At 66.5% G+C, this 26,754-nt stretch carries 27 protein-coding genes; 15 read left to right on the forward strand and 12 right to left on the reverse strand.

What is annotated here, in order from left to right; all coding sequences use genetic code 11:
* Nucleotides 1–79: 79 nt before the first annotated feature.
* Entirely contained in the window at nt 80–1,105 is a 1,026-nt protein-coding gene (locus TQ98_RS00500) for an Ldh family oxidoreductase (protein WP_044870992.1), read from the reverse strand.
* A 112-nt stretch (nt 1,106–1,217) separates the two neighbouring features.
* On the opposite strand from TQ98_RS00500, the gene TQ98_RS00505 reads away from it, so the two are divergent.
* Genes TQ98_RS00505 through TQ98_RS00530 form a run of 6 tightly spaced genes read left to right on the forward strand, consistent with a single transcriptional unit; the run spans nt 1,218 to nt 6,486 of the window.
* Nucleotides 1,218–2,093 (forward strand): MurR/RpiR family transcriptional regulator, encoded by an 876-nt coding sequence (locus tag TQ98_RS00505; RefSeq protein ID WP_044870993.1) that lies wholly within the window; start codon nt 1,218–1,220, stop codon nt 2,091–2,093.
* 30 nt (nt 2,094–2,123) lie between these two features.
* Complete coding sequence (locus TQ98_RS00510) at nt 2,124–2,882, forward strand: ABC transporter substrate-binding protein (protein WP_044870994.1); 759 nt, start codon at nt 2,124–2,126, stop codon at nt 2,880–2,882.
* Nucleotides 2,883–2,935: 53 nt separating this feature from the next.
* Nucleotides 2,936–3,655, forward strand: a complete 720-nt coding sequence (locus TQ98_RS00515; protein WP_044870995.1) for an ABC transporter permease subunit — start codon at nt 2,936–2,938, stop codon at nt 3,653–3,655.
* Nucleotides 3,652–4,356, forward strand: a complete 705-nt coding sequence (locus tag TQ98_RS00520) for an ABC transporter permease subunit (protein ID WP_044870996.1) — start codon at nt 3,652–3,654, stop codon at nt 4,354–4,356. Before TQ98_RS00515 ends, TQ98_RS00520 begins: the two co-directional genes overlap by 4 nt.
* A 49-nt stretch (nt 4,357–4,405) precedes the next feature.
* Nucleotides 4,406–5,647, forward strand: coding sequence for an FAD-dependent oxidoreductase (locus TQ98_RS00525; protein ID WP_044870997.1), 1,242 nt, complete (start codon nt 4,406–4,408; stop codon nt 5,645–5,647).
* A 59-nt stretch (nt 5,648–5,706) separates the two neighbouring features.
* Entirely contained in the window at nt 5,707–6,486 is a 780-nt protein-coding gene (locus TQ98_RS00530) for an amino acid ABC transporter ATP-binding protein (protein ID WP_044870998.1), read from the forward strand.
* A 94-nt stretch (nt 6,487–6,580) separates the two neighbouring features.
* On the opposite strand, the gene TQ98_RS00535 is transcribed toward TQ98_RS00530, so the two are convergent.
* Nucleotides 6,581–7,777 carry a class I SAM-dependent rRNA methyltransferase gene (locus tag TQ98_RS00535; RefSeq protein WP_044870999.1) on the reverse strand — a complete coding sequence of 399 codons (1,197 nt, stop codon included), beginning with the start codon at nt 7,775–7,777 and terminating at the stop codon, nt 6,581–6,583.
* Between the two features lie 217 nt (nt 7,778–7,994).
* Here TQ98_RS00535 and TQ98_RS00540 point away from each other — a divergent pair, with 217 nt between their 5' ends.
* The 4 genes from TQ98_RS00540 to TQ98_RS00555 all read left to right on the forward strand — a co-directional run bounded on the left by TQ98_RS00540 (nt 7,995) and on the right by TQ98_RS00555 (nt 10,719).
* Nucleotides 7,995–8,807 carry an HDOD domain-containing protein gene (locus TQ98_RS00540; RefSeq protein ID WP_177410201.1) on the forward strand — a complete coding sequence of 271 codons (813 nt, stop codon included), beginning with the start codon at nt 7,995–7,997 and terminating at the stop codon, nt 8,805–8,807.
* A 27-nt stretch (nt 8,808–8,834) separates the two neighbouring features.
* Nucleotides 8,835–9,647, forward strand: coding sequence for a bifunctional DNA-formamidopyrimidine glycosylase/DNA-(apurinic or apyrimidinic site) lyase (gene mutM, locus TQ98_RS00545; protein WP_044871001.1), 813 nt, complete (start codon nt 8,835–8,837; stop codon nt 9,645–9,647).
* A gap of 75 nt (nt 9,648–9,722) precedes the next feature.
* Nucleotides 9,723–10,301, forward strand: coding sequence for a lysophospholipid acyltransferase family protein (locus TQ98_RS00550; RefSeq protein WP_044871002.1), 579 nt, complete (start codon nt 9,723–9,725; stop codon nt 10,299–10,301).
* Between the two features lie 70 nt (nt 10,302–10,371).
* On the forward strand, nt 10,372–10,719 hold the full coding sequence (locus TQ98_RS00555; protein WP_044871003.1) for a hypothetical protein: 348 nt from the start codon (nt 10,372–10,374) through the stop codon (nt 10,717–10,719).
* 111 nt (nt 10,720–10,830) lie between these two features.
* On the opposite strand, the gene ggt is transcribed toward TQ98_RS00555, so the two are convergent.
* The 6 genes from ggt to TQ98_RS00585 all read right to left on the reverse strand — a co-directional run bounded on the left by ggt (nt 10,831) and on the right by TQ98_RS00585 (nt 17,152).
* Nucleotides 10,831–12,552, reverse strand: coding sequence for a gamma-glutamyltransferase (gene ggt / locus TQ98_RS00560; protein WP_044871004.1), 1,722 nt, complete (start codon nt 12,550–12,552; stop codon nt 10,831–10,833).
* 3 nt (nt 12,553–12,555) lie between these two features.
* Nucleotides 12,556–12,807, reverse strand: a complete 252-nt coding sequence (locus tag TQ98_RS00565) for a YfhL family 4Fe-4S dicluster ferredoxin (protein ID WP_044871005.1) — start codon at nt 12,805–12,807, stop codon at nt 12,556–12,558.
* Nucleotides 12,808–12,915: 108 nt separating this feature from the next.
* Nucleotides 12,916–13,395, reverse strand: a complete 480-nt coding sequence (gene coaD / locus TQ98_RS00570; protein WP_044871006.1) for a pantetheine-phosphate adenylyltransferase — start codon at nt 13,393–13,395, stop codon at nt 12,916–12,918.
* A 91-nt stretch (nt 13,396–13,486) separates the two neighbouring features.
* Nucleotides 13,487–15,082: a GMC family oxidoreductase gene (locus tag TQ98_RS00575; protein ID WP_103102831.1), complete on the reverse strand. Its 1,596-nt coding sequence runs from the start codon at nt 15,080–15,082 to the stop codon at nt 13,487–13,489.
* 64 nt (nt 15,083–15,146) lie between these two features.
* On the reverse strand, nt 15,147–15,692 hold the full coding sequence (locus TQ98_RS00580; protein ID WP_044871009.1) for a hypothetical protein: 546 nt from the start codon (nt 15,690–15,692) through the stop codon (nt 15,147–15,149).
* A gap of 29 nt (nt 15,693–15,721) precedes the next feature.
* Nucleotides 15,722–17,152, reverse strand: coding sequence for a coniferyl aldehyde dehydrogenase (locus tag TQ98_RS00585; RefSeq protein ID WP_044871010.1), 1,431 nt, complete (start codon nt 17,150–17,152; stop codon nt 15,722–15,724).
* A 256-nt stretch (nt 17,153–17,408) separates the two neighbouring features.
* On the opposite strand from TQ98_RS00585, the gene TQ98_RS00590 reads away from it, so the two are divergent.
* Complete coding sequence (locus TQ98_RS00590) at nt 17,409–18,074, forward strand: TetR/AcrR family transcriptional regulator (RefSeq protein ID WP_044871011.1); 666 nt, start codon at nt 17,409–17,411, stop codon at nt 18,072–18,074.
* On the opposite strand, the gene TQ98_RS00595 is transcribed toward TQ98_RS00590, so the two are convergent.
* From TQ98_RS00595 to TQ98_RS00610, 4 genes are read right to left on the reverse strand one after another with little or no spacing between them, the layout of a single operon-like run.
* A complete protein-coding gene (locus TQ98_RS00595) occupies nt 18,071–19,081 on the reverse strand; it encodes a hydrolase (protein WP_044871012.1) in 1,011 nt (336 codons plus the stop codon). The genes TQ98_RS00590 and TQ98_RS00595 overlap by 4 nt on opposite strands.
* Nucleotides 19,082–19,096: 15 nt before the next feature.
* Nucleotides 19,097–19,714, reverse strand: a complete 618-nt coding sequence (gene rsmD, locus TQ98_RS00600) for a 16S rRNA (guanine(966)-N(2))-methyltransferase RsmD (protein ID WP_044871013.1) — start codon at nt 19,712–19,714, stop codon at nt 19,097–19,099.
* Nucleotides 19,714–21,195 (reverse strand): pitrilysin family protein, encoded by a 1,482-nt coding sequence (locus tag TQ98_RS00605; RefSeq protein WP_044871014.1) that lies wholly within the window; start codon nt 21,193–21,195, stop codon nt 19,714–19,716. Before TQ98_RS00605 ends, rsmD begins: the two co-directional genes overlap by 1 nt.
* On the reverse strand, nt 21,192–22,544 hold the full coding sequence (locus tag TQ98_RS00610) for a pitrilysin family protein (protein ID WP_044871015.1): 1,353 nt from the start codon (nt 22,542–22,544) through the stop codon (nt 21,192–21,194). Before TQ98_RS00610 ends, TQ98_RS00605 begins: the two co-directional genes overlap by 4 nt.
* 143 nt (nt 22,545–22,687) lie before the next feature.
* Here TQ98_RS00610 and ftsY point away from each other — a divergent pair, with 143 nt between their 5' ends.
* From ftsY to rpoH, 4 genes are all read left to right on the forward strand, one after another.
* Nucleotides 22,688–24,094 (forward strand): signal recognition particle-docking protein FtsY, encoded by a 1,407-nt coding sequence (gene ftsY, locus TQ98_RS00615; RefSeq protein WP_044871016.1) that lies wholly within the window; start codon nt 22,688–22,690, stop codon nt 24,092–24,094.
* Entirely contained in the window at nt 24,091–24,759 is a 669-nt protein-coding gene (ftsE, locus tag TQ98_RS00620) for a cell division ATP-binding protein FtsE (RefSeq protein WP_044871017.1), read from the forward strand. Before ftsY ends, ftsE begins: the two co-directional genes overlap by 4 nt.
* The gene (ftsX, locus tag TQ98_RS00625) at nt 24,759–25,778 is read left to right on the forward strand and encodes a permease-like cell division protein FtsX (RefSeq protein WP_044871018.1); all 1,020 of its coding nucleotides are present in this window, start codon (nt 24,759–24,761) and stop codon (nt 25,776–25,778) included. Before ftsE ends, ftsX begins: the two co-directional genes overlap by 1 nt.
* Nucleotides 25,779–25,892: 114 nt before the next feature.
* Nucleotides 25,893–26,747: an RNA polymerase sigma factor RpoH gene (rpoH, locus tag TQ98_RS00630; protein WP_044871019.1), complete on the forward strand. Its 855-nt coding sequence runs from the start codon at nt 25,893–25,895 to the stop codon at nt 26,745–26,747.
* Nucleotides 26,748–26,754 lie beyond the last annotated feature (7 nt).

Genomic DNA, 26,754 nt, shown 5'->3' on the forward strand with positions numbered 1-26,754 from the left:
CTGCCGAAGGGTAGCTGGCGAGGGATGCCCGATTCTAACCCCGGCCGCTCGGCACTGGAAAGGCGCCGGGCCGCGCCGCTCAGCGGTCGGCGAGGGCGCGCAGGCGGGCCAGTTCGGCGGCGTCCAGGACGATGCCCTCGCGCTCGGCGCGTTCGCGCTGGCGGTAGCGGCGATCGCCTGGCTGGCGTTCCTGGCCGACTTCCACCATGCGGCTGATCAGGGCTTCGCAACGTTCGGCGAAGGGCCGGGTGGCGCCACGATCCGGGTCGATGAGAATCAGCAGCTGGCCGGTCCAGGGTGTCTGCGCGCCGGGGTGGCCGGACCAGTCGAACTCGAAGGAGAAGTTGCCGCCGGTCAGCGCCGCCGCCAGCAGCTCCACCATCATCGACAGGGCCGAGCCCTTGTAGCCGCCGAAGGAGAGCAGGGCGCCGCCGTCGAGAATCGCCTTCGGATCGCGGGTCGGCTGGCCCTGGGCATCCACGCCGTAGCCTTCCGGCAGCGTCTTGCCTTCACGGGCGGCGATCTGCACGTCGCCATGGGCGATGGCGCTGGTGGCCAGGTCGAACACCAGCGGGTCGCCACCGCTGCGGGGTGCGGCGAAGGCGATGGGATTGGTGCCGAACAGGGCGCTGTGGCCGCCGTGGGGCACCACGCAGGTCATGCTGTTGACGAAGCTCAGGGCCACCAGCCCCTCGCGGGCGAAGGGTTCCACATCCGGCCAGAGCGCGGCGAAGTGGTGGGAGTTGCGGGTCGCCAGCAGCGCCATGCCGCTCGTCCGTACCTTCTCCATCACCAGCCCGCGAGCCGCTTCCAGCGCCGGCTGGGCGAAGCCGCCACCCGCGTCCACCCGCACGAAGGACGGTCCCACGTCTTCCACGTCGGGTTCGGCCTGGCCATTCACCCAGCCGCTGCCAAGTGACGACAGGTAGCCGGGAATGCGGAACACGCCGTGGCTGTCCGAGCCGTCGCGCTGGGCCGAAGCGCAGTTGTCGGCGAGGATGGCGGCGACCCGCGGCGAGGTGCCGTGGCGCTCGAAGATGCTGGCGAGCAGGTCGCGCAGCTCATTGAAGGACACCTGGACCTTGTCGCTGGAGTGGCTCTGCATGGGCGGGCTCTCGTGAATGGGCAATGGTTCCGCATCATAGGTTTTGCAAGTTATCTGTCAAATATTGACTTGATGACAGAAAACAATCATTTTCCTCGCCACCGGAGGTCCCATGAATCGATCACTCAAAGAACGCCTGGAAGCCAGCCTGTCCGCCCGCACCGCGTCGTCGCGGGCCATCGCCAATTACATGCTGGCCAACCTGCAGGAACTGCCGTTCGAGACCTCCGCCGCCATCGCCGGCAAGCTCGGTATCAGCGAGTCCACCGTCGGGCGCTTCTGTCGCGCCCTCGGCTACGGGCACTTCAAGGCATTGAAGGCCGATCTCAAGGACGACCTGGGGGACAGCCCCTGGCTGATCGGCGATCGCCTCAAGGAATTCCGCCAGCAGGAAGTGGCCGGTGAGGATGCCCTGTCGGTCAGCCTGCAGCGCGAGATGGCGGCCCTGGTGCGGGTCTACGAGCACAACCGCACGCCCCAGTGGCGCACCGTCTGCGAACGACTGGCGAGCGTCCCGCGCGTCTACGCCGCCGGATTCCAGACCGAGCGCGGCATCTCCGTGTCCTTCGTCCACCTGCTGCAGTACCTGCGTGACGGCGTGCAACTGGTGGATGGCTCGTCCGGCTACTTCGGGGACGTGCTGCTGTCCGCCCCCGGTCAGGCCGCGCTGGTGGTCTTCGAGGCGCGCCGCTATTCGCGTCATGCCCTGAGCCTCTGCCGCCATGCGCGGGAGGCGGGCATCCCGGTGACGCTCATCACCGACGATTACTGTGACTGGGCGGAGCAGCATGCCGACGAAGTCTTCCGCGTCCCCACGGACCTCGGCCTGTTCTGGGAGTCCACCGGCCCGATGCTCTCCCTGGTCAATCTCTTGCTCAACGACGTGTTCAAGTGCCTCGGCCCAGATGTCGAGCAGCGTCTGGAGTCCGTCGCTGCCCTGCACAACGAGTTTGTTGGCTACACCTCCTCACCCGGTTCACCCCGCTAGAACAACCCTAATAAGAAAGAGGCAGCACCGATGAAACGACTCACCCGCTTGGCATTGGCATCCCTGGCTCTCTGCGGCATCGTCGCGACCGCTCAGGCCGAGACGATTCGCATCGCGACCGAAGGGGCCTACCCGCCCTTCAACTATGTGGATTCGAACAACCAGCTGCACGGTTTCGACGTGGACATCGCCAACGCCCTGTGCGCGAAGATGCAGGCGGAGTGCACGCTGGTGGCCCAGGACTGGGACGGCATCATCCCCGCGCTGCTGGCCAAGAAATACGACGCCGTGGTCGCCTCCATGGTGATCACCGAAGAGCGCCAGAAGAAGGTAGCGTTCACCGACCGCTATTACCGCACCCGCCTCGCCGTGGCCGTGGCCAAGGGCTCGACGGTGAAGGACACCAATCCGGAAAGCTTCAAGGGCCTGGTGGTGGGCGCCCAGTCCTCCACCACCCAGGGCATGTACGCCGAGGACATCTACGGCGCCGCCGGGGCCGAGGTGAAGCTCTACCCCTCCCAGGACGAGGCCAATGCCGACCTCAACACCGGCCGCCTGGATGCCCTGGTGCACGACAAATTCCCCCTGCTCGACTGGCTGGCGAAGGACGGCAAGGACTGCTGCACCCTGCTCGGCGACATCCAGGGCACCGATGACGAAGTGGCCATCGCCGTGCGCCAGGAAGACAACGCCCTGCGCGAGCGGCTGAACAAGGCCCTGGCCGAGATCATTGCCGACGGCACCTACAAGCAGATCGCCAGCCGTTACTTCCCCTTCGACATCTACTGATCAATCGCCGCGTGCCCGGCGCCAGCCGGGCACCTCGATGCGAGGCCTGAAACATGTTCGAGCAGTTGGCTCTCCTTTCCCTGGGGGAAGGCGGCTGGGGCATGGCCCTGCTTGCCGGCGCCCTGGTCACCTTGTCCCTGGCGCTGGCCTGCGTGCCGCCGGGACTGGCGCTGGGGCTGGCCGTCGCCCTCGGCGCCCGTTCGCCGAGCCCCTGGCGGCGTGCGCTGGCTTCGGCCTTCGCCACGGTGTTCCGTGGCCTGCCGGAGCTGTTGACGCTGTTGATCGTCTATTACGGTTGCCAGATCGGGGCGCAGAAGGTGCTGGCCCACTTCGGTTACCACGCCGAAGTCACCATCAATGCGTTCCTCGCTGCCATGGTCGCGTTCAGCCTGGTGTTCGCCGCCTTCTCCAGCCAGGTCTGGCTGGGGGCGTTCAAGGTGGTGGGCAAGGGTCAGTACGAGGCCGCCCAGGTGCTGGGCCTGTCCCGTGCCACCGCCTTCTTCAAGGTCATCCTGCCGCAGCTGACCCGTGTCGCCCTGCCAGGCCTGTCGAATAACTGGCTGAGCCTGCTCAAGGACACGTCGCTGGTTTCCACCATTTCCCTGGTGGACGTGATGCGCCAGACCAACCTGGCGGTCAGCGCCACCAAGGAGCCGATGCTGTTCTACGGCTGCGCCTGCCTGATCTACCTGTTCTTCTCCGCCCTGTCCGGTCGCGTGTTCAGCTACGCCGAGAAACGCTACAGCCTCGGCCACAGGAGTCAGCGCGCATGAGCGAGTTCCTGCATTTCTTCGTCGATCCCGAGCTGTTCGAGCGCTACGGCCTTCGCCTGCTGGAAGGCCTGCTGGTGACCGGCAAGCTGGTGGCCATCTCCTTCAGCCTCGGCATGCTGTTGGGGCTGTTGCTGGCGCTGGCACGCAACTCCGGCAACCGTTTCCTGCGCGGCTTCAGTGGCAGCTACGTCTACCTGTTCCGGGGCTCACCGCTGCTGGCCCAGTTGTTCCTGCTCTACTACGGCGTGGGCTCCTTCCGCGAGTTCTGGCAGGACGCCGGGCTCTGGTGGTTCTTCCGCGACGCCTGGAGCTGCGCGCTGCTGGCCTTCACCCTGAACACCGCCGCCTACCAGGCGGAGATCTTTCGCGGCAGCCTGCTGGCCATCGCCCCCGGCCAGTACGAAGCCAGCTCGGCCCTGGGCCTGTCCCGCGCCACGACCTTCTTCAAGGTGGTGCTGCCGCAGGCGCTGCTGGTGGCCATCCCGCCGCTGGGCAATGAACTGATCCTGATGATCAAGGCCAGCGCCATTGCCTCCCTGGTGACCATCCACGACCTGATGGGCGTGGCCAAGGCCGGTTTTTCCCGCACCTTCGACTTCCAGCTCTACCTCTGGGCGGCGGTCCTCTACCTGGTGCTGGTGGAGCTGATCCGGCGCGGCCTGCTGCTGGTCGAAGGACGTCTGGGCCGCCACCTGCGCTAACCCTCTCGAAATCGAAGCACTACCAGAGTGCCCACCGAAGGACCTTTCCATGGACTGCGACATCCTTGTCCTGGGCGCCGGCATTGTCGGCGTCTCCACTGCCCTCCACCTCCAGGCGCGCGGCCGTGACGTGTGCCTGGTGGACCGCGCCGAGCCCGGCACCGGCACCAGTCACGGCAATGCCGGCCTGATCGAGCGTTCCAGCGTGGTGCCCTACGCCTTTCCCCGCAGTTTCGCGGCGCTGCTGCGCTATGGCCTGAACCAGCAGCCGGACGTGCGTTACAGCCCGACCTACCTGCCGAAGCTCGCGCCCTGGCTGGCGTCGTACTGGCACCATTCCTCGGCACGCCGGCTGGAGGAGGCCTCCCGCGCCATGTTGCCGCTGGTGGAGCGTTGTGTGGAGGAGCATGACCGGCTGGTGGAGGAAGCGGGTCTTGGGCACCTGATCCGCGCCCGGGGCTGGATGGACGTCTACCGCAGCCGCGAAGCCCTCGACCAGGCCGTCGCCGAGGCGCGCGCCCTCGGCCGCTTCGGCCTGCGCTTCGAGGTAATGGACGGGGCGACCCTGCGCCAGTGCGAACCTCACCTGGGTGCCGTCGCCGCTGGCGGCATCCACTGGCAAGACCCGAAGACGGTGCTCGACCCCGGCGCCCTGGTGCGCGGTTACGCCGACCTCTTCGTGCGCCGTGGCGGCCGTCTGCTCAAGGGCGACGCCAAGGGTCTGCGCCCGCTTAACGGCAGCTGGAGCCTCAGTGTGGACGGCGTTGAGCTGCACGCTCCCGAGGTGGTGGTGGCCATGGGGCCGCAATCGGGCGACCTGTTCCGCAACCTGGGCTACCGCATTCCGCTGGCCATCAAGCGCGGCTATCACATGCACTACGCCCCGGCCGAAGGTGCCGAGCTGGGCCATTCCGTCTGTGATGCCCAGAGCGGCTACGTGCTGGCGCCCATGGCGCGGGGTATCCGCCTGACCACCGGCATCGAGTTCGCCGACCCCGAAGACCCGATCAACGAAATCCAGCTGCGCCGCGCCGAACGCCTCGCCCGCGAGCTGTTCCCTCTGGGCCGGCGCCTGGATGCCGAGCCCTGGCTGGGACGCCGCCCGTGCCTGCCGGACATGCGCCCGGTGATTGGCGCCGCGCCGGACCACGCGGGCCTCTGGTTCAACTTCGGTCATGCCCATCACGGCCTGACCCTGGGCCCGGTCAGTGGCCGCCTGCTGGCGGAGATGATGACCGGCGACCGGCCCTTCACCGACCCCACGCCCTACAGCGCCCAGCGCTTTCGCTGAGCCGCCGGGCCCCCGACTTGCCGATACGGAACAATGAGGACAAGAAAATGTTATCGAGCATGAAAGCCGCCCCCCAGCAGACCCCCCACCTGGCCGCCGTGCCCCAGACGCCGGCGGTGGTGATCGAGGGCCTGGAAAAGCACTACGGCGATTTCGCCGTGCTCAAGGGCATCGACCTGGTGGTACGGCCCGGGGAGCGCATCGTGCTCTGCGGGCCCTCGGGCTCCGGCAAGTCGACGCTGATCCGCTGCATCAACCGCCTGGAAGGCGCCAGCAGCGGACGCATCCAGATCAACGGCTGCGACCTGATGGCCGATCCGCGCCGGGGTGCGGAAGTGCTGCGGGACGTGGGCATGGTGTTCCAGCACTTCAACCTGTTCCCCCACATGAGCGTGCTGGACAACTGCATCCTGGCGCCCATGTCGGTGCGCGGCCTCACCCGTGCCCAGGCCGAAGAGCGGGCTCGCGAGTACCTGCGCAAGGTGGGCATCGAAAGCCACGCCCACAAGTACCCGAGCCAGCTCTCCGGCGGCCAGCAGCAGCGCGTGGCCATCGCCCGGGCACTGTGCATGGAGCCGAAGATCATGCTCTTCGACGAGCCCACGTCGGCGCTGGACCCGGAGATGGTGGGCGAGGTGCTGGACGTGATGGTGAAGCTGGCCGGCAGTGGCATGACCATGCTCTGCGTGACCCACGAGATGGGCTTCGCGCGGCAGGTGGCGGAACGGGTGCTGTTCCTGGAGGGCGGGTGCATCGTCGAAGACAGCCCGCCGGAAACCTTCTTCAACGCGCCGAAGAGCGAGCGGGCGAAGGCGTTCCTGTCGCAGATCCTGCATTGAATCCTGTGGGGGCGAATTGATTTGCCCCCACACAGGCCTGGCCGTCAGCTCGTAGGGTGGGCTTCAGCCCACCCTACGAGACTTCGACCAGTTCTCAGCTGTTGGGCAGCAGGCGGCAGGTCAGGCTCTTGATGTAGCGGGTTTCGGCGATGGCCGGGTGCACCGGATGGTCCGGGCCCTGGCCGCCGCGTTCCAGCAGGAGGATGTTGCGGTCCAGGTGGCGAGCGCTGCTCAGCAGGATGTTCTGCAGGTCGTCTTCCGGCAGGTGCATGGAGCAGGACGCGCTGACCAGGATGCCGTCCTTGTTCAGCAGGCGCATGGCCTGTTCGTTGAGGCGGCGGTAGGCAGCCTCACCGTTCTTCAGGTCCTTCTTGCGCTTGATGAAGGCGGGCGGGTCGGCGACCACCACGTCGAAGCGTTCTTCGGCAGCCTTGAGCTCCTTCAGGGCTTCGAACACGTCGCCTTCCACGCAGGTGACCTGCTCAGCCACGCCGTTGAGGGTGGCGTTGCGCTCCACGCCGTCGAGGGCGAAGCCGGAGGCATCGACGCAGAACACTTCGCTGGCGCCGAAGGCGGCAGCCTGCACACCCCAGCCACCGATGTAGCTGAACAGGTCGAGCACACGCTTGCCTTTCACGTAGGGCGCCAGGCGCGCGCGGTTCATGCGGTGGTCGTAGAACCAGCCGGTCTTCTGGCCTTCCAGCACCGGGGCTTCGAATTTCACACCGTTCTCTTCCAGGGCGACCCACTCGGGCACCACGCCGAAGGCGGTGTCCACGTAACGCTCCAGGCCTTCCGCTTCGCGGGCGCTGGAGTCGTTCTTCCAGAGCACACCACGGGGTTTCAGCACTTGCACCAGGGCATCGAGCACGGCGGCCTTGTTGCGTTCCATGGCGGCGGAGGCGAGCTGCACCACGAGGATGTCGCCGAAGCGGTCCACCACCAGGCCGGGGAGCAGGTCGGAGTCGCCGTAGACCAGGCGGTAGAACGGCTTGTCGAATAGACGTTCACGCAGGCTCAGGGCGACGTTGATACGGTGTACCAGCAGGGACTTGTCCAGCACGTGCTTGACGTCGCGGGACACGAGGCGGGCGCAGATCAGGTTGTTCGGGGAGAGGGCGACCACGCCCAGGGGCTTGCCGCCAGCGGCTTCGAGGATGGCCTGATCGCCCGGCTGGAAGAGGTTCAGGGGAGTGGCGACCACGTCCACTTCGTTGCTGTAGACCCACAGGTGGCCGGCGCGCAGGCGTCGATCGGCATTGGCTTTGAGGCGCAGGCTGGGCAGGGACATGTGTCACTCTCCGGAAAAAAGGCGGGGATTATACCTTAGGCAAGGCCCGCTCCGGGGGCCGCCCGGCGGGGTCCGGGGCGGGCCGGAAATCACCCGAAAGGCCGCGCAACCGTCCGGTCCAACGGGTAGACTGTCGCCTCGGTCAGACTCTTCCTCATCCCCCATGGCTCAAGAACTTTCCGCAGATCAGATTCGCCAGGTCCTGCAGGGCATCAGTGTGCCGCCGCAGCCACAGATCATGGTCGACCTGCAAATCGAGCAGGTCATGCCCAGCCCGGACCTGAAGTCCATCGCCCGCCTCATCAGCCAGGACCCGGGCCTGTCCGGCGCGCTGCTGAAGATCGTCAACTCGCCGTTCTTCGGGTTGACCAACCGGATCGCATCGATTCAGCAGGCGGTGAACCTGCTGGGCTGCAACACGGTGATCAACCTGATCAACGCGCAGTCCATCAAGGGCGAGATGAGCGATGAAACCATCGTCACCCTGAATCGTTTCTGGGACACCGCCCAGGACGTGGCCATGACCTGCCTGACCCTGGCCAAGCGCATCGGCTACCAGTCCGCCGACGAGGCCTACGCCCTCGGGCTGTTCCACAACTGCGGCATCCCGCTGATGCTCAAGCGTTTCCCGGACTACATGACGGTGCTGGAGGAGGCCTATGCCAGCGCCGGCCCCGAGCGCCGCGTGGTGGATACCGAGAACCGTCTGCTGAACACCAACCACGCCGTGGTGGGCTATTTCACCGCGCGTTCCTGGCGCCTGCCGGAGCACCTCTGCGAGGCCATCGCCAACCATCACAACGCGTTGTCCATCTTCTCCGACGACTCCGTCCGCGACGCCCAGCTGAAGACCCTCCTGGCGATCCTCAAGATGGCGGAGCACGTCTGCGCCTCCCATCTGGTGCTGGGCAACCAGGCCGAGGACTACGAGTGGATGAGCATTCGTGCGCAGGTGCTGGACTACGTGGGACTCTCGGAGTACGACTTCGAGAACCTCAAGGAAAGCATTCGCGAGCTTGGCGTAAGCTGAGCCGCCTTCCCGAATACCGAGTTCCAGATGCCTGAACTACCCGAAGTCGAAACCACCCGCCGGGGCATCGCGCCCTTCCTCGAAGGCCAGCGCGTCAGTCGCGTGATCGTGCGCGAGCGCCGCCTGCGCTGGCCGATCCCCGAGGATCTGGATGTGCGCCTCTCCGGCCAGCGCATCCTGCGGGTGGAGCGCCGCGCCAAGTACCTGCTGCTGGAAGCCGAGGCCGGCACCCTGATCAGCCACCTGGGCATGTCCGGCAGCCTGCGCCTTGTGGAAGCCGGCCTGCCCGCCGCCAAGCACGAGCACGTGGATATCGAGCTGGAGTCGGGCATGGCCCTGCGCTACACCGACCCGCGCCGCTTCGGCGCCCTGCTCTGGAGCGACGACCCGCTGAACCATGAGCTGCTGCGCCACCTGGGTCCCGAGCCCCTGACCGACCTGTTCGACGGCGAGCGTCTCTACCAGCTGTCCCGCAGTCGCAGCATGGCGGTCAAGCCATTCATCATGGACAACGCGGTCGTGGTGGGGGTGGGCAACATCTACGCCAGCGAGGCGCTGTTCGCCGCTGGCATCGACCCGCGCCGCGAGGCGGGCTCCATTTCCCGGGCGCGCTACGTGAAGCTGGCCGAGGAGATCAAACGCATCCTCGCCCAGGCCATCGAATGCGGCGGCACCACCCTGCGGGACTTTGTGGGCGGCGACGGCAAACCGGGATATTTCCAGCAGGAATTGTTCGTCTACGGCCGTGGCGGCGAGTTCTGCAAGCAGTGTGGTTCCACCCTGCGGGAAATCCGCCTCGGCCAGCGCGCCAGCGTCTACTGCCCGCGCTGCCAACGCTGAATGCGCGCCGGGTTGTCAGACTCGGCGCCCGCCTTCCATCCTTTGCCTGACGATTACAAGAAAGAAGACGTTTCCATGCACGGTAATTACCTGCCCCGCAATCCGTTTGCCGAGGCAGTCGGACACGGCGTCCTGCGCCTGATGGGCTGGCGCATCGAGGGAAGCCTGCCGGCCCTCGACAAGTTCGTGGTGATCGGCGCCCACCACACCTCCAATTGGGATTTCGTGATCTTCCTCGCGGTGAAGTTCATCCTGCGCCTGAATGGTCATTGGTTCGCCAAGCACACCCTGTTCCGCCGGCCCTTCGGCGGTCTTCTGAAGCGTTGGGGCGGGGTGCCGATCCATCGCCACCTCAAGCTGAACATGGTGGAGCAGGCGGTGGAGCAATTCCGCCAGAGCCGCGAGTTCATGCTGATCATCTCGCCGGAAGGCACCCGCAAGCGGGTGGAGCGCTGGAAGATGGGCTTCTACCACATCGCTCGTGGCGCCAACGTGCCCATCGTCCCGGCGGCCCTGGACTACGCCAACCGCCGGGTGGTGTTCGGCCAGCCTTTCTACCCCACTGGCGACGAGTCGGCCGACCTGCATCAATTGCTGGCCTTCTACCGCCCCTACGTGCCGAAAAAACCCGACTACGCTTTTAATGGCGATTGAAGGCCGTCACGCTGTCAATCGGCCACTCGCTGTATAGTTTTCGCACTCACCTTGCTGAAGGATCGCCCGCATGAACCTGTTCCGCACCACCGCTGCTGTCCTGGCGCTGACCACTGGCCTGCTGGCGCTGCCGGCCTGCGCGGAAGTGGTCGAGCAGCAAAATACCAGCGGCGACCCCATGTACACCGCCAACGCCCCGAGCGGCTACAGCATGGCTGGCGACATCCTGATCGCCCGCCCGCTGCTCATCGGTGCCACGGTGATTGGCGCCGGCCTGTTCGTCATCAGCCTGCCGTTCTCGGCCATGGGCGGTAACGTCAAGGAAGCGGCCAACGCGCTGGTGGTAGAGCCGGGCCGAGAAGCCTTCGTCCGTTGCCTGGGCTGCACCATCAGCGGCTACGACGAAGAAGGCTACTGAGCCGCAGTCAGGTCTTCTCATCGACGGCCCCATTCGGGGCCGTCGGCGTTTTTGTCCCCGGCCGTGCCTGCGTCTGGACTTGGATGGTGGACCGATGAAGCGTGGTCCACCCTACGGGGCCGCTGATTTCATCTTCTCGACTTCGAGCACTTCGGACAGGCCCACGCCGCGTGGGTCGCTGGCGGCTTCAAGGCTGCCCTTGGCCTTGTTCCAGTAGAGCACCTGCTGGTTGCCGTAGTTGCGCTCCAGGGGCTTGAGGCTGTAGCCGCGGGCACGCAGTTCGGCGCTGTCGGCGCTGCTGAATGCGCCCGGTTCGTGCTCGATCTGGTCCGGCAGGTACTGATGGTGATAGCGCGCCACCGAGGGCCAGCGGTTCACGGGCTGACCGTCCAGATACTCCAGGATCGAGAGCAGCACCATGCTGGGAATCCGGCTGCCACCGGGGGTGCCGAAGGCGGCGAATTCCTGGTCGCTCTCGATGAAGGTGGGGCTCATCGACGACAGCGGGCGCTTGCCCGACGCCACGGCATTGGCCTGGCTGGCGGTCAGCCCGTAGGCATTGGAGCCCGTCGGGTTGGCGGCGAAGTCGTCCATCTCGTCGTTCAGCAGCACGCCGGTGCCGGGCACGGTGAAGGCGGCGCCGAAGGGCAGGTTGATGGACAGGGTGGCCGCCACGGCATTGCCGTCCTTGTCGATCACCGCGAAGTGAGTGGTGTGGTCGCCTTCACGCCAGGGCGGCGAGGGCGGCAGGCTGCTGCTGGGGGTGGCGCGGCGGGCGTCGATGCCGGCGGCGAGCTGTTTCAGATAGCCAGGGTCCAGCAGCTTGGCCTGGGGCACGGCGACGAAGTCCGGGTCGCCCAGCAGGCCCCGGTCGCGATAGGCGCGGCGCAGGACTTCCACCACGTAATGGGTGCGCTGAATGCGGTCGGCCTTGCGCCAGGGCAGCTCCTGCAGCATGGCCAGGCTCTGGGCCAGGGCGATGCCGCCGGCCGAGGGTGGCGGCGCGCTGATCAGTTCGCGGCCTTCGGCCAGGCGGAAGCGGATCGGCTGGCGTTCCACAGTGCGGTAGTCGGCCAGGTCCCGCAGGCTCCAGATGCCGCCAGCGGCGTTCACGCCCTCCACCAGCCGCTCGGCAGTGGGGCCGTTGTAGAAACCCGCCTTGCCGTAGCGGGCGATGCGTTCCAGGGTGTCGGCCAGCTCCGGCTGGCGCAGCAGGCTGAACTCTTCCGGGATCTCGCCCTTGGCGTCGAGGAACAGCCGCGCCGTTTCGCGATCGTCGCGCATGGCCGCCAGGCGCCAGCTGGCACGCTCGCGGTAGATGCGGTCCACGGAGATGCCGTCGCGCGCCAGGCGGATGGCGGGGACCAGGCTGTCGGCCAGGGGCAGTCGGCCGTAGTGGCCGGAGAGGTCCGCCAAGGCCGCCGGCAGGCCGGGGATGGCGGCGGCGAGGGGGCCGTCCAGGGAAAGGCCGGGGTCGGCCTTGCCGTCTCGCACGTACAGGCGTGGGTGGGCGGCCAGCGGCGCGCGCTCGCGGGCATCGAGGAAGCGGTAGACCGGCTTGTCGCCGCCCTGGCGCAACAGGAAGAAACCGCCACCGCCCAGGCCCGAGCCATAGGGCTCGGCGACCGCCAGAGCGGCGCTGATGGCCACCGCGGCGTCGAAGGCGTTACCGCCCTGGGCGAGGGTTTCCAGCCCGGCTACGGTGGCTGACGGATGAGGCGTGGCGACCGCCGCGCGGCCCGGCTCTGCCGCCTGCAGGGCACTCGCGCAGAGCAGGAGCAGCGTCGCGAGCAGCGCGCCACGGTGAAACGAGCCGCGTACCGGGCGGCCCATGGATCAGGCCTTGCCGGTGAGCTTCAGGTACTTCTGCATCAGCTCATCCTTGCTTTCGACATTGTTCTCGTCGAGCGGAATGCAATCGACGGGGCAGACTTGCTGGCACTGGGGCTCGTCGTAGTGGCCGACGCACTCGGTGCACAGGTTGGGGTCGATCACGTAGATCTCTTCGCCCTGGGAAATCGCGCCGTTCGGGCACTCGGGTTCGCAGACGTCGCAATTGATGCAGTCGTCGGTGATCTTGAGGGACATGGGAACAACTCCTACCGTCGCCAGGCAGCGGCGGCCTTCAACAGAAATTAGCGGAATTGTGCCGGATTGCCGCGATCGACGCACGTGTCGATCGCGGCGGGACGGTCGTTAGCGCTTGAAGCGCTCAGCCAGGGCGGCGGCTACGGCGGGATGCACGAACTTGCTGATATCACCGCCCAGGGCCGCGATTTCGCGTACCAGGGTGGACGAGATGAAGGAGTACTTTTCCGACGGCGTGAGGAACATGCTCTCCACGTCCGGCGCCAGTTGGCGGTTCATGTTGGCCAGTTGGAATTCGTACTCGAAGTCGGACACCGCGCGCAGTCCACGCAGGAACACATTGGCGTTCTGCTCCTTGACGAAGTGCGCCAGCAGGCCGGAGAAGCCCACCACTTCCACGTTGGGCAGGTGCTTGGTGACCTCGCGGGCCAGCTCGACGCGCTGCTCCAGGCTGAACAGCGGATTCTTCTTCGGGCTGGCGGCTACGGCGATGATCACGGTATCGAACAGGCGCGCGGCGCGCTCGATCAGATCGCCGTGACCCTTGGTGATGGGGTCGAAGGTGCCCGGATACAACACTCGGTTCATCGCGACGTCCTGGCAGGGGGCCGAAAGGGAATCGGATGGTAGCGCAGCAGGCCCCTGCGGCCAAGATTTGTACGCCGGGGCCTACAGCCGTTCACGCCTTGCCCAGCCGCTCGGCCAGGGCGCTAGCCAGTTTAGCCGTCAGGCCGTAGACCGACAGCTGGGGGTTGGCGCCGATGCTGGTGGGGAACAGCGAGCCGTCGTGGATCGACAGGTTGGCCAACTGGTGATGCTGGCCGAGGCTGTCGGTCACCGCCTGCTTCGGGTCCTCGCCCATGGCGCAGCCGCCCATGACGTGGGCGCTGCCCAGGCGGGCGCGGTAGAGCTCAAGGGGCAGGCCGTCGATCAGCTTGCGAGCGTCGTCCAGCGTCTTCACGTAGTCGGCGTCGCTGTGCAGCGGCAACACGGCGCGGGCGCCGGCGGCGAACTGGATCTCGGCCATGACGTGGAAGGCCCGGCGAATGCCGTCCCAGGTGTAGTCGGTCATGCGGTAGTCGAGAACCGGACTGCCATCGCCGCGCAGTTCCACGCTGCCTTCGGCGCTGTCGGGGTGGAAGCCGTCGCGCATCAGCGCCAGCATCACGTTGGTGTGGGGCAGCTGTTCCATGCGCAGGGCGTTGTCGACGCCGAAGCGGCCCAGCAGGGTGGTGGTGAGAGACGGCTGCAGGGGCGGCACTTCCAGCTTGTAGGACATGCGCCCGGTGGCGCCGTCGTCCCACTGGAAGTGATCGGAATAGATGGACTGGGGCGCCCCGTAGAAGGGGTTGATCACCCGGTCGAACTGGGCGGCGGAGAAGTTCACCACATGCAGGAAGGTGCGCTTGCCAGTGCGCCCGTGCGGGTCGGGTGCTCCTGAACGCAGGAGCAGGCCGGGGGTGTTGATGCCACCGCCGGACAGCACGTAGTGGCGGGCCTTGACGGTGATCTTGCGGCCATTGGGCGCCACGCAGCGTTCGTCCAGGCCCAGGCATTCGATGCCGGTGACCTTGTCGCCCTCGATCAGCAGCTTCTCGGCGCGGGCCAGGTAAAGCAGCTCGCCGCCCTTCTCGAGGGTGGCGGGGATGGTGGTGACCAGCATCGACTGCTTGGCGTTGGTGGGGCAGCCCATGCCGCAGTAACCGAGGTTCCAGCAACCGCGCACGTTGCGCGGGATGACTTTCCAGTGAAGGCCGAGCTTCTCGCAGCCCAGGCGGATCACGTCGTTGTTCGGGTTCGGCGGAATGGCCCAGGGCGCGACGCCCAGACGTTGTTCCATCTTCTCGAACCAGGGGGCCATCTCGGCCACCGACAGGCCCTTCACGCCGTGCTCGCGGGCCCAGTGTTCAAGCGTGGGGTCCGGGGTCCGGAAGCTGGAGGTCCAGTTCACCAGGGTGGTGCCGCCCACGGCGCGGCCCTGGAGGATGGTGATGGCACCGTCCTTGGTCATCCGGCCGATGCCTTCCTGATAGAGGCTGGGATAGGCCTCGGCTTCCTGCATCTTGAAGTCGGAGCTGGTCTTCAGCGGGCCTTCCTCGATCAGCAGCACCTTGAGGCCGGCGGTGCTGAGGATTTCCGCGGTGGTGCCACCGCCGGCGCCGCTGCCGACGATGGCGACGTCCGCTTCCAGGGTCAGGTCGTGGTCCAGGCGCGAGCCATTGTGGGTCTTCCAGCCGCGGGCCAGGCCTTCGGCGAACAGATCGGGTACAGGCATGTCGGTGTCTCGGGCGAGTTCTTGTTGTTTTCCACGGCTATGTCCGGACGGGCCGAACACTGCATCAAACGGTGGGCGGGCCGGGGTAGCCGCAGTGGGCCCAGGACTCCGGCCGTCCGTACCAGGCCATCATCACCAGCTGCAGCAGGGAGGCGTGGCCCATCTTCAGCAGGCCGATGGAGCTGTTCTGCCAGCGCGCGAGGAATTCGCGGATGTCCTGGGCACTGGCCTTCTCCCAGCTACCCCAGATACCCGTCAGCGGGCCACGGGTGATCGGCAGGGCGAGCACGTCGAACAGCTGCAGCGTCAGCTTGAGCATCTCCGGGGACAGACGGTGCAGGGCGTAGTCGAGGCTCTGCAGGGTGCCGTCCACCGCTTGGGCCATCTTCCCGGCGGGCACGGCGGCTTCCAGCATCACCGGCACCAGGGCTCGGAGGAAGGGCATGTCGGAGTCACGCAGTACCGCGAAGCCGCCGGCCGGCACGCTGGCCGAGCAGCCGGTGAGGCTGGCGGTGACCCCGGCGGTGGCGAGGAAGGCCGAGCCGAACAGGCCGACCTTGAGCAGGTTGCGCCGGGAAAGCCCCGGCGCGTCGAGGGTGGTTTCGCTCATTCTTGTTATCTGCCTGCGAAACGCCCGCTTCAGCGGACGAAGAATTTGTAGATCAGCTTCTGGATGGCCTTGCCGTAGGGCGGGTAGATCATCTTCGCGGCATTGAAACGCTGCTTGATGAACACGCCCTTGGCCTTGCTGAAGGTGAGGAACCCTTCGTGGCCATGGTAGTGCCCCATGCCGGAGGGGCCGATGCCGCCGAAGGGCATGTCGTCCTGGGCCACGTGCAGGAGGGTGTCGTTCAGGCACACGCCGCCGGAATGGGTCTCGTGGAGCACGCGCTGCTGCTCGGCCTTGCCATAGCCGAAGTAGTAGAGGGCCAGTGGGCGCGGGCGGTCATTGATGTAGGCGAAGGCGTCGTCGATGCGGCGATAGGGCACCACGGGCAGCAGGGGGCCGAAGATTTCATCCTGCATCAGCTTCATGTCGTCGGTGGCGTCCAGCACCAGGGTGTGGGGCAGGCGGCGACCCTGGGCCTCGGGGAACAGCGGCACCACGCGTGCGCCCTTGGCTTCGGCGTCGGTCAGGTAGCCCTTGAGGCGGCCCAGTTGGCGCTCGTTGATGATGGCGGTGTAGTCGGGGTTGTTGGCCAGCTGTGGGAAGAAGCCCTGCACCGCCTGGCGATAGGCCTCGACGAAGCCTTCGACACGGTTTTCCGGCACCAGCACATAGTCCGGCGCCACGCAGGTCTGGCCGGCGTTGAGGGTCTTGCCGAAGGCGATGCGCTCGGCAGCGTCGGCCAGGGGGACGTCGGCGGAAACGATGGCCGGCGACTTGCCACCCAGCTCCAGGGTCACGGGGGTCAGGTTCTCGGCGGCGGCGCGCATCACGTGCTTGCCGATGCTGGTGGCGCCGGTGAACAGCAAGTGGTCGAAGGGCAGGCGGGAAAAGGCCACGCCAACGTCCGCCTCGCCCAGGGCCACGGCCACCAGATCTTCGGGGAAGATGCGCGCCAACAGGTCCTTCACCAACTGGGAGGTCGCCGGGGTGGATTCGCTCATCTTGATCATCACCCGGTTGCCGGCAGCCAGGGCGCCCACCAGCGGGCCGATGGCGAGGAACAGCGGGTAGTTCCAGGGCACGATCACGCCTACTACGCCCAAGGGCTGGTAGACCACCTTGGCCGAGGCTGGCTGGAAGGCCATGCCGACGCCACGCCGGGAGGGCTTCATCCACTTGCGCACACGCTTGGTGGCGTAATGGATGCCGTGGAGGCTGGGCATGATCTCGGCCAGCAGGGTCTCGTCGGCGGAGCGGTTGCTGAAGTCCTGGGAAATGGCGGCGACCAGGGCGTCCTGCTCGGCGAACAGCAGCTCGCGCAGGGACTTGAGCCATTGGATGCGTTGTTCCGCGCTGGGCATGGGGTTGGCGCGAGAGGCGTCGCGCTGGCGCTGGAAGAGGGACTCCAGCTGGCTGATCTGCTGCTGGCTCTGTTGCAGGTAGGCGACGTCGGCGACCATGGCGCGGTTCCTCGAAGGCTCCGGGAGCGTTGTCCGTATCCGTGAAGGATGCGGAAGGGCTCTGTTGTTGTGGTGTCGCTGGATTTTTAGAGCAATTGCTCTAATCTGTCAAATAGCTTGCCTGCCGGTCCGTCGGATGGCAGCCCATCGAAAAGCTGGAGGGACCGGCTCCGGGTAACACCGGGTGTTTCCCGAGGCTCGCGCGGTGTACCTTTGGCGCACGCAGCGTCCCACCGATTGCAGGAAGTACCGCCCGATGTCCCCACGACCCAAGACCCGCGACCGCATCGTTCTGGAGAGCCTCGGGCTGTTCAACACCCAGGGCGAGCGCAACGTGACCACCAACCACATCGCCGCGCACCTGGGCATGTCACCGGGCAACCTCTATTACCACTTCCGCAACAAGCAGGAGATCATCGCCGAGCTGTTCGGCCACTACGAACAGCGGGTGGACAGCTTCCTGCGCCTGCCGGAAGGGCGCGAGGTGACGGTGGAGGACAAGACCTACTACCTGGAGTCCCTGCTGGCGGCCATGTGGGACTTCCGCTTCCTGCACCGTGACCTGGAGCACCTGCTGGAGTCGGATGCCGATCTCGCCGCGCGCTACCGCCTGTTCGCCCAGCGTTGCCTGGACCACGCCCAGGCGATCTATAGGGGCTTCGTCAACGTCGGCATCCTGCGCATGAACGCCGCCCAGGTGGAGGCGCTGACCCTCAACAGCTGGATCATCGTCACCTCCTGGGTGCGCTTCCTCTGCACTACCCGCGGCGACGCCGGAGATCTCAGCCAGGAGTTGCTGCGCCGCGGCATCTATCAGGTGCTGGCGCTGGAAAGCGGCTACCTGGCCCCCGAGGTGCAGCCGGCAGTCAAGGCGCTGTACGAGAAACTGTACGTGCCGCTGGAGCAGGTGGTCTCGGCCTAGCGGCAGCTGTCCAGCCAGTCGGGAATCCGCCGTTCCAGGTAGTAGGCGGGTTTCTGCGGCGAACCCTCGATGAAGCCCACGTGGCCGCCGTTCGCATGCAGCTCCATCCGGGTGCTCACCGAGAGTTCGTGGGCTTCCGGCAGGCTATGGCGGAAGACGAAAGGATCGTCGGCGGACTGGATCAACAGGGTGGGAACGCGGATGCCGCCCAGGTAATACCGGCTGGAGGCGCGGCGGTAGTAATCATGGGCGTCACTGAATCCGTGCAGCGGGGCGGTGATGCGGCCGTCGAAGTCCCAGAAGGTGCGCAGCCCTTCGAGGGAGCCGAGGCGTTCCAGGGTGGACAGGTGATCTGCCTGGCCCTGGTGGGCGAACAAGCGTTGCTTGCTCTTCACATAGGCCACCATCTCGCGCATGAAGTGCGCCTGGTAGACCCGCGAGAAGCCCAGGGCGATGCGATCGGCGCACTGGTCCAGGCGATAGGGCACCGACACCGCCACCGCGCCTTCCAGGCCGCAGTCGTCGCCGGTTTCCCCCAGGTACTTGAGCAGCACGTTGCCCCCCAGGGAATAGCCCACCGCATAGAGCGGGGCCAGGGGGCGGGCGGCGCGCAGGTGACGGATCACGGTCGCCAGGTCTTCGCTCACCCCTGAGTGGTAGCCGCGAGGCAACAGGTTCGGCTCGCCGGAGCAGCCGCGCCAGTTGATGGCCACGCTGGACCAGCCTCGCGCCGCCGTTTCCTTCTGCAGGCCGAGCACATAGAGGGAGCTGGAGGAGCCGGTCAGCCCATGGAGAACCAGCACCAGCGGGGCCTTGGCTTCATGGGGACCGTGCCAGTCGAGGTCGAGAAAGTCCCCATCATCCATCCACAGCCGCTCGCGCTGGCGTTCCAGGTGCGGCGGCGTGCGGCAGAAGGGCGACCAGAGGGTCTGCAGGTGCGGGCCGGGCAGCCACCACGCGGGCTGGAAGCTGGCAGGGGCGGTGCCCGGAGAGTGGAACGGGATCATCGGTGTTGCCGTTGCTCAAGCGTCTAGGTGCTCTCCGACCGAGCGTTGCCACAGGGCGTAGTACACCTGTCCGGCTTTCTTCTCCCGGTGCAGGCGCCAGTTGCCCGGCAGGCCCAGCGTGGAGGGCGGGGTCTCGCTTTCGGTATAGACCCAGGCGCGGGGAGCTAGCCAGCCCCGTTGTTCCAGCAGGCCGCAAACGGGTGACAGCAGGCCCTGGTTGAACGGCGGATCGAGGAAGACCAGATCGAAGGCGCTGGGCGCCTGGGTTTCCAGGTAGCGCAGGGCGTCGCTCTGCAGCAGCAGGCCCCGGCTGCAACGCAGCACGTCCAGGTGGCTGCGCAAGGCAGCCACCGAGTCGGGGTTGAGGTCCAGGGCCAGGCCTTCGGCGGCGCCGCGGGACAGCGCCTCCAGGTAGAGCGCGCCGCTGCCGGCAAAGGGGTCCAGTACCCGTGCGCCTTCGACATACGGTGCCAGCCAGTTGAACAGCGTCTCCCGCACCCGGTCCGGCGTGGGGCGCAGGCCGGGGCCGTCGGGGAAGGCGAAGCGCCGCGAGCGCCATTCGCCGCCGATGATGCGGAGCTGGCCCTGGCCGCCGTGGTTGGGCTTGGCGGGTTTGGCGTTTGGCTTGCGCATCAGTGCTCCGGTACGCCGGTGGGCATTTCGGCGGGTTTGTCGGTGGGAGGCGGCAGGTCCTTCTGGGCAACGGTCGGACCGGCGGTGACGATGACGAACTGATCGGGGGAGAGGTGTTTGGCCATGGCGGCCTTCACCTGCGACACGTCCAGGGCCTGGACCTTGGCCATGAAGTCTTCCAGGTAGGTCATCGACAGGTCGTAGAAGCCGATGGCACCCAGCTGGCCGACGATGTCGGCATTGCTCGCGGTGGACAGCGGGAAGCTGCCGGCGATTTCGCGCTTGGCATCGTCCAGCTCCTTCTGGGTCGGGCCGTCGGCGAGGTACTGGCGGACGATGTCCTGGATCAGCTTGAGGGTGCCCTGGCTCATCTCGGCGCGGGTCTGCAGGCCGATCATGAACGGGCCCTTGACCTGCATGGCGGTGAAGCCGGAGCTGACGCCGTAGGTCAGGCCGCGCTTTTCTCGCACTTCGTCCATCAGACGGGTGCCGAAGCCACCGCCACCGAGGATCTGGTTGCCCAGATAAAGGGCAGCGTAATCCGGATCGTTACGGTCGACGCCCAGTTGGGCCAGCATCAGGTGGGTCTGCTTGGACGGGAACTCGATGTGGCTGATGCCGGGCTTGGGTGTTTCGGGTTCAGGCAGCTTGGGCAGCGCCGGGCCTTGCGGCAGGGCCTTCGATACCTGGTTGGCAATGGCCTCGGCCTCGGCGCGGGACAGGTTGCCCACCAGGGCGATCACCACGTTGCCGGCGGCGTAGGCCTTCTGGTGGAAGGCGCGCAGCTGGGCCACGGTGATCGCGGGAATGGACTTCTCGTCACCGTCGCTGGGGTGGGCGTAGGGGTGCTTGCCGTAGAGCTTGTCGAAGAGTTCCAGGCCGGCCAGTTTGCCGGGGTTCTGCTTCTGGTACTCGAAGCCGGCGAGCATCTGGTTCTTGATCCGCGCCAGGGAGTCCTCGGGGAAGGTCGGGGCGCCGATCACCTGGGTGAACAGCTGCAGGGCCGGCTCGCGCTGCTCGGGGGCGGTGAGGCTGCGCAGGCTGGCGATGGCCATGTCGCGGTAGGCGCCATTGCCGAACTCGGCGCCCAGGCCCTCGAAGCCTTCCGCGATGGCGGTGACATCCTTGCCGGCCACGCCTTCGTTGAGCATGGCGTTGGTCAGGGTGGCGAGACCGGGGGCGTCGCCATCCTGGCTGCTGCCGGCGGCGAAGGTCAGGCGCAGGTCGAACATCGGCAGCTCAGGCGCGGCGACGAACAATACCTTGGCGCCTTCGGCGGTCTTCCAGCTCTGGATTTCCAGACTGCGGCGGCTGGGCGCCTTGCCGTCCAGTTCAGCCAGGGACTGAAGACCCTGGGCAGGGGCGGCGGTTTCGGCGGTGGCGGTGCTGTCAGGATGGTTGACGATGAAACCGAGCACGCCGAGCAGGGCGATCAGGGCCAGGCCGAGCAGGCCGTAACGCAGGCCGTTGCGCTCACTCATTGCGGGGCCTCCTCGGGCAGGATGTGGGCGACGCTCAGGCGATCGCGGGTGAAGAAGGTCTTGGCGGCAGCCTGGATATCGGCGGGGGTCACGGCTTCCAGGGCGGCGAGGTCCTGGTCCATCAGTTTCCAGGACAGGCCGACAGTTTCCAGCTGGCCGATGGTGGTGGCCTGGCTGGTGATGGAGTCGCGCTCATAGACCAGGTTGGCGATGACCTGGGCGCGCACGCGCTTGAGTTCCTCGGCACTGGGCGGCGTCTTCTGCAGGTCCTCCAGTTGGCGCCAGATACCGGCTTCGGTCTGGTCGAGGGTCTTGCCCTTCTGCACGTTGGGGGTGGCGCTGATGACGAACAGGCTGTCGCCTCGGGGGAAACCGTCGTACCAGGCGGACGCGCCGCTGACCAGTTCCTCGCCGCGCTCCAGGCGGCTCGGCAGGCGGGCGCTGTAGCCGCCGTCGAGCAGGGTGGCGAGCAGGCGCAGGGCGTGGACCTGGCGGGCGTCCTTGGCGGTCGCGAGGCCCGGCACGTTGAAGCCCATCAGCAGGCTCGGCAATTGCGTGCGAACGTGCAGGGTCAGGCGGCGCTCACCCGGCGTGGTCAGTTCCAGGGGCTTCTTCGTGGGCGGCACGTCGCGACGCGGGATGCCGGCGAAGTAGCGTTCGGCCAGGCCCTTGACCTCGTCCGGGGTGACGTCGCCCACCACCACCAGCGTGGCGTTGTTCGGCACGTACCAGGACTCGTACCAGTGACGCAGTTCCTCCACCTTCATGCGATTGAGGTCGGCCATCCAGCCAATGGTGGGGATGTGGTAACCGCTGGCCGGGTAGGCCATGGCCTTGAAGCGTTCGAAGGCCTTGGCCGTCGGCTTGTCGTCGGTGCGCAGGCGGCGTTCTTCCTTGATCACCTCGATCTCGCGCTTGAACTCCTCGGGGGGCAACTTGAGGCTTTCCAGGCGGTCGGCTTCCAGCTCGAAGGCGACGCCCAGGCGGTCGCGGGCCAGCACCTGGTAATAGGCGGTGTAGTCGTCGCTGGTGAACGCGTTTTCCTCTGCGCCCAGCTCCCGCAGGATGCGCGAGGCTTCACCGGGGCCGAGCTTGCGGCTGCCCTTGAACATCATGTGCTCCAGGGCGTGGGAGAGGCCGGTCTGGCCGGACGTCTCATAGCTGGAGCCGACCTTGTACCAGAGCTGGGACACCACCACGGGCGCGCGATGGTCTTCACGGACCACGACCTTCAGGCCGTTGTCCAGGGTGAACTCGTGGGTGGGCTGGTTGTCTGCAGCGAGGGCCAAAGCGGGCAGACAGAGAGCGCAATACAGCAAGCCGGCGGCTTGTCGGGCAATGGCTTTCATTGATGTTCTTGACCTGTCGGACGGCCCCGGCGGTCGTACCGCCTGCGGGCGAAGAGGTGCTAGGATACCCCATCCTTTCCCGGGGCGGCGAAGCTGGCCGGCATAGAGCCAGCACTGCAGCTCCCTTGAGATGCAATCGACTCATGTTTGGTTCCAACGACGACAAGAAGGCTCCGGCGCAGGCCGGGGAAAAGAAATCCTTGTTCGGCTGGCTGCGCAAGAAGCCCCAGGAAACCGCTCCCGTCGCTCCGACGGAACCGGTGGCCCCTGTCGAGGCTGAAGCGCCGGCCGCGCCTGCGCCCGCACCCGAAACTGCCCCGGTTGCTGCCACCGTTGCTCCTGTTGCCGAGCGCGCAGTCGAGCCGGTTTCGACCCCCGCTCCAGCGCCTGTGATCGCGCCTGTTCCGGCTCCTGAGCCCGTCGTGGCGCCGGTTGTGGTCGAAGCCGCCGCTCCCGTGGTTGAAGCGCCAGCGCCTGCGCCCACCCCGGCTCCGGTGATTGCCGAGACTCCCGCAGCGGTCGAGCCTGCTGCACCTGCACCAGTCGTGGATCAGAGTGTTCCGACAGCTGCGCCGACTCCGGTCGCACAGGCCGTTGCGGCTGCGGCCGAGCCCGCCAAGGCCGGTTTCTTCGCCCGTCTCAAGCAGGGCCTGTCGAAAACCAGCGCAAGTATCGGCGAAGGCATGGCCAGCCTGTTCCTCGGGCGCAAGGCCATCGACGACGACCTGCTGGACGAAATCGAAACCCGTCTGCTCACCGCCGACGTCGGCGTGGAAGCCACCAGTGCCATCGTCCAGAGCCTGACCCAGAAGGTCGCACGCAAGCAGCTGGCCGACAGTGGCGCGCTCTATCAGGCCCTTCAGGAAGAACTGGCCGCCCTGCTGCGTCCGGTGGAGCAGCCGCTGAAGATCGACGGCGGCCGCGCGCCTTACGTGATCCTCGTGGTCGGCGTGAACGGCGTCGGCAAGACCACCACCATCGGCAAGCTGGCCAAGAAGCTGCAGCTGGAAGGCAAGAAGGTGATGCTGGCCGCTGGCGATACCTTCCGCGCCGCTGCCGTGGAGCAGCTGCAGGTCTGGGGCGAGCGCAACAATATTGCGGTGATCGCCCAGCACACCGGCGCCGATTCCGCCTCCGTGATCTTCGACGCCGTGCAGGCCGCCAAGGCCCGTGGCATTGATGTGCTGATCGCCGACACCGCCGGCCGCCTGCACACCAAGGACAACCTGATGGAAGAGCTGAAGAAGGTGCGCCGCGTGATCGGCAAGCTGGACGAGTCGGCTCCCCACGAAGTGCTGCTGGTGCTGGATGCCGGCACCGGGCAGAACGCCATCAACCAGGCCAAGCAGTTCCACCAGGCGGTCAGCCTGTCCGGCCTGGCGCTGACCAAACTGGACGGCACCGCCAAGGGCGGGGTGATCTTCGCCCTGGCCAAGCAGTTCAGTCTGCCGATCCGCTACATCGGCGTTGGCGAAGGCATCGACGACCTGCGCACCTTCGAAGCCGACGCCTTCGTCAAGGCCCTCTTCGCTGAGCGGGAGTCTGCATGATTCGATTCGAGCAGGTCGGCAAGCGCTATCCCAATGGTCACGTTGGCCTGCACGAACTGAGCTTCCGCGTTCGCCGCGGCGAGTTCCTCTTCGTTACTGGCCACTCCGGCGCCGGCAAGAGCACGCTGCTGCGCCTGCTGCTGGCGATGGAGCGCCCCACCAGCGGAAAGCTGCTGCTGGCCGGGCAGGACCTGTCGACCATCACCAATTCGCAGATCCCCTTCCTGCGCCGCCAGATCGGCGTCGTCTTCCAGAATCACCAGCTGCTGTTCGACCGAAGCGTGTTCGACAACGTCGCCCTGCCGCTGCAGATCCATGGCCTGTCCAAGGCGGAAATCGCCAAGCGGGTCAGCGTGGCCCTGGAGCGCGTCTCCCTGGCGGACAAGGCAGAGCTGTACCCGGCCGACCTGTCCACCGGTCAGCAGCAGCGTGTCGGCATTGCCCGCGCTGTGGTCCACCGCCCGGCCCTGCTGCTGGCGGACGAACCCACCGGTAACCTGGACCCGCGCCTGGCCGCCGAGATCATGGGCGTATTCGAGGACATCAATCGCTTGGGCACCACAGTGCTGATCGCCAGTCACGACCTGGCGCTTATCGCGCGCATGCGTCACCGCCTGCTCACCCTGCAACGCGGTCGTCTGATCGGTGACGGGGAGGCTGTCTGATGAGCGCCAAGCAGATGCCGCCGCCAAAGCCGGCCGAACGTGTCGGTGCCTCGCCGCGTCATGTCGAGAACCCGGAGAAGGGCGACGAAGGCCCGGATTTTCGCACTCTGCTGCACGCCTGGCTGGAGAGCCACCGCACCAGCCTGGTGGACAGCCTGCGTCGCCTGGGTCGCCAGCCCATCGGCAGCTTCTTCACCTGCCTGGTGATGGCCATCGCCCTCAGCCTGCCCATGGGCCTGTCGCTGCTGCTCAGCAACGTCGAGCGCCTGGGCGGTTCCTGGCAGCGCGCGGCGCAGATTTCCCTGTTCATGAAGATGGACGCCAGCGAAGCCCAGGGGCAGAAGCTGCGGGACGAGATCGCCGGCATGCCGGACGTGGCCGAGGCCGAGTGGATCAGCCGCGAACAGGCCCTGGCCGAACTGCAGCAACAATCCGGCCTCGGCGAAGCCCTCAAGGAACTCCCGCAGAACCCGCTGCCGGGCGTGGTCCTGGTGACGCCGAAGGAAATCGACAAGGCCGGCCTGGAAGCCCTGCGCCAGCGCCTTGCCGAACAGTCGGGCGTCGAGCAGGCGCAGCTGGACCTGGTCTGGGTCGAGCGCCTGTCCGCGATCCTCAAGCTGGGCGAGCGGTTCGTCTTCGGCCTGGCTGTGTTGCTGATCCTGGCGTTGCTGCTGGTGATCGGTAATACCATTCGTCTGCATATCGAGAACCGCCGCACCGAGATCGAGGTGATCAAACTGGTGGGCGGGACCGACAGCTACGTGCGGCGTCCCTTCCTCTATATGGGCGCACTCTATGGCACTGGTGCGGGCCTGCTGGCCTGGCTGGTGCTGGCCTATGGCCTGAATTGGCTGAACGACGCGGTGGTGCGGCTGGCCGGTCTGTATGGCAGCGATTTCGCCCTGGCGGGCGTGCCGCTGGCCGACGGACTGTCACTGCTCGTGGGGGCGGTGCTGCTGGGCTACATTGGCGCCTGGCTGGCCGTTGCCCGCCATCTGAGCGAGCTGGCGCCCCGCTAGAAATCTCCGGTTGTCGCAGTCTGTGCAACGGGGTGTAAGGAAACTTTTACACCCCCTTGCAGTCAGATAGGCCAGTGCTACACTGCGCGAGCTTTAGTGAATCGGAGGATTCGCATGACCACTTCCCTGCAACCTGTCTATGCCCTGGCCCCCGGTGCGAACCTGGAGGCGTACGTGCATGCGGTCAACGGCATCCCGCTGTTGTCCGTCGAGCAGGAGCGCGAACTGGCCGAACGCCTCTTCTACGAACAAGATCTGGAAGCGGCACGGCAAATGGTATTGGCGCACCTGCGCTTCGTCGTGCATATCGCCAAGAGTTATTCCGGCTACGGCCTGGCCCAGGCCGACCTCATCCAGGAAGGCAACGTGGGCCTGATGAAGGCCGTCAAGCGCTTCAACCCCGAGATGGGTGTACGCCTGGTGTCCTTCGCGGTGCACTGGATCAAGGCCGAGATCCACGAGTTCATCCTGCGCAACTGGCGTATCGTCAAAGTCGCCACCACCAAGGCGCAGCGCAAGCTGTTCTTCAACCTGCGCAGCCAGAAGAAGCGTCTGACCTGGCTGAACAACGATGAAGTCCACGCGGTGGCCGACACCCTTGGCGTCGAGCCCCATGAAGTGCGCGAGATGGAAAGCCGGCTAACCGGCCAGGACATGGCCTTCGACCCGGCGGCCGATGCCGACGACGACACGGCTTTCCAGGCTCCGGCCCATTACCTGGAAGACCATCGCTACGACCCGGCGCGCCAGTTGGAAGAAGCGGACTGGAGCGACAGCTCCACCGCCAACCTGCACGAAGCGCTGGACGGCCTGGACGAACGCAGCCGCGACATCCTCTACCAGCGTTGGCTGGCCGAGGAGAAGGCGACGCTGCACGACCTGGCGGCCAAGTACAACGTCTCCGCCGAGCGCATCCGCCAGCTGGAGAAGAACGCCATGAACAAGCTCAAGGGCTTCATTCAGGCGTAATGCTGAA

It is taken from the genome of Pseudomonas sp. LFM046 (assembly GCF_000949385.2).
Taxonomy (GTDB): Bacteria; Pseudomonadota; Gammaproteobacteria; order Pseudomonadales; family Pseudomonadaceae; genus Metapseudomonas.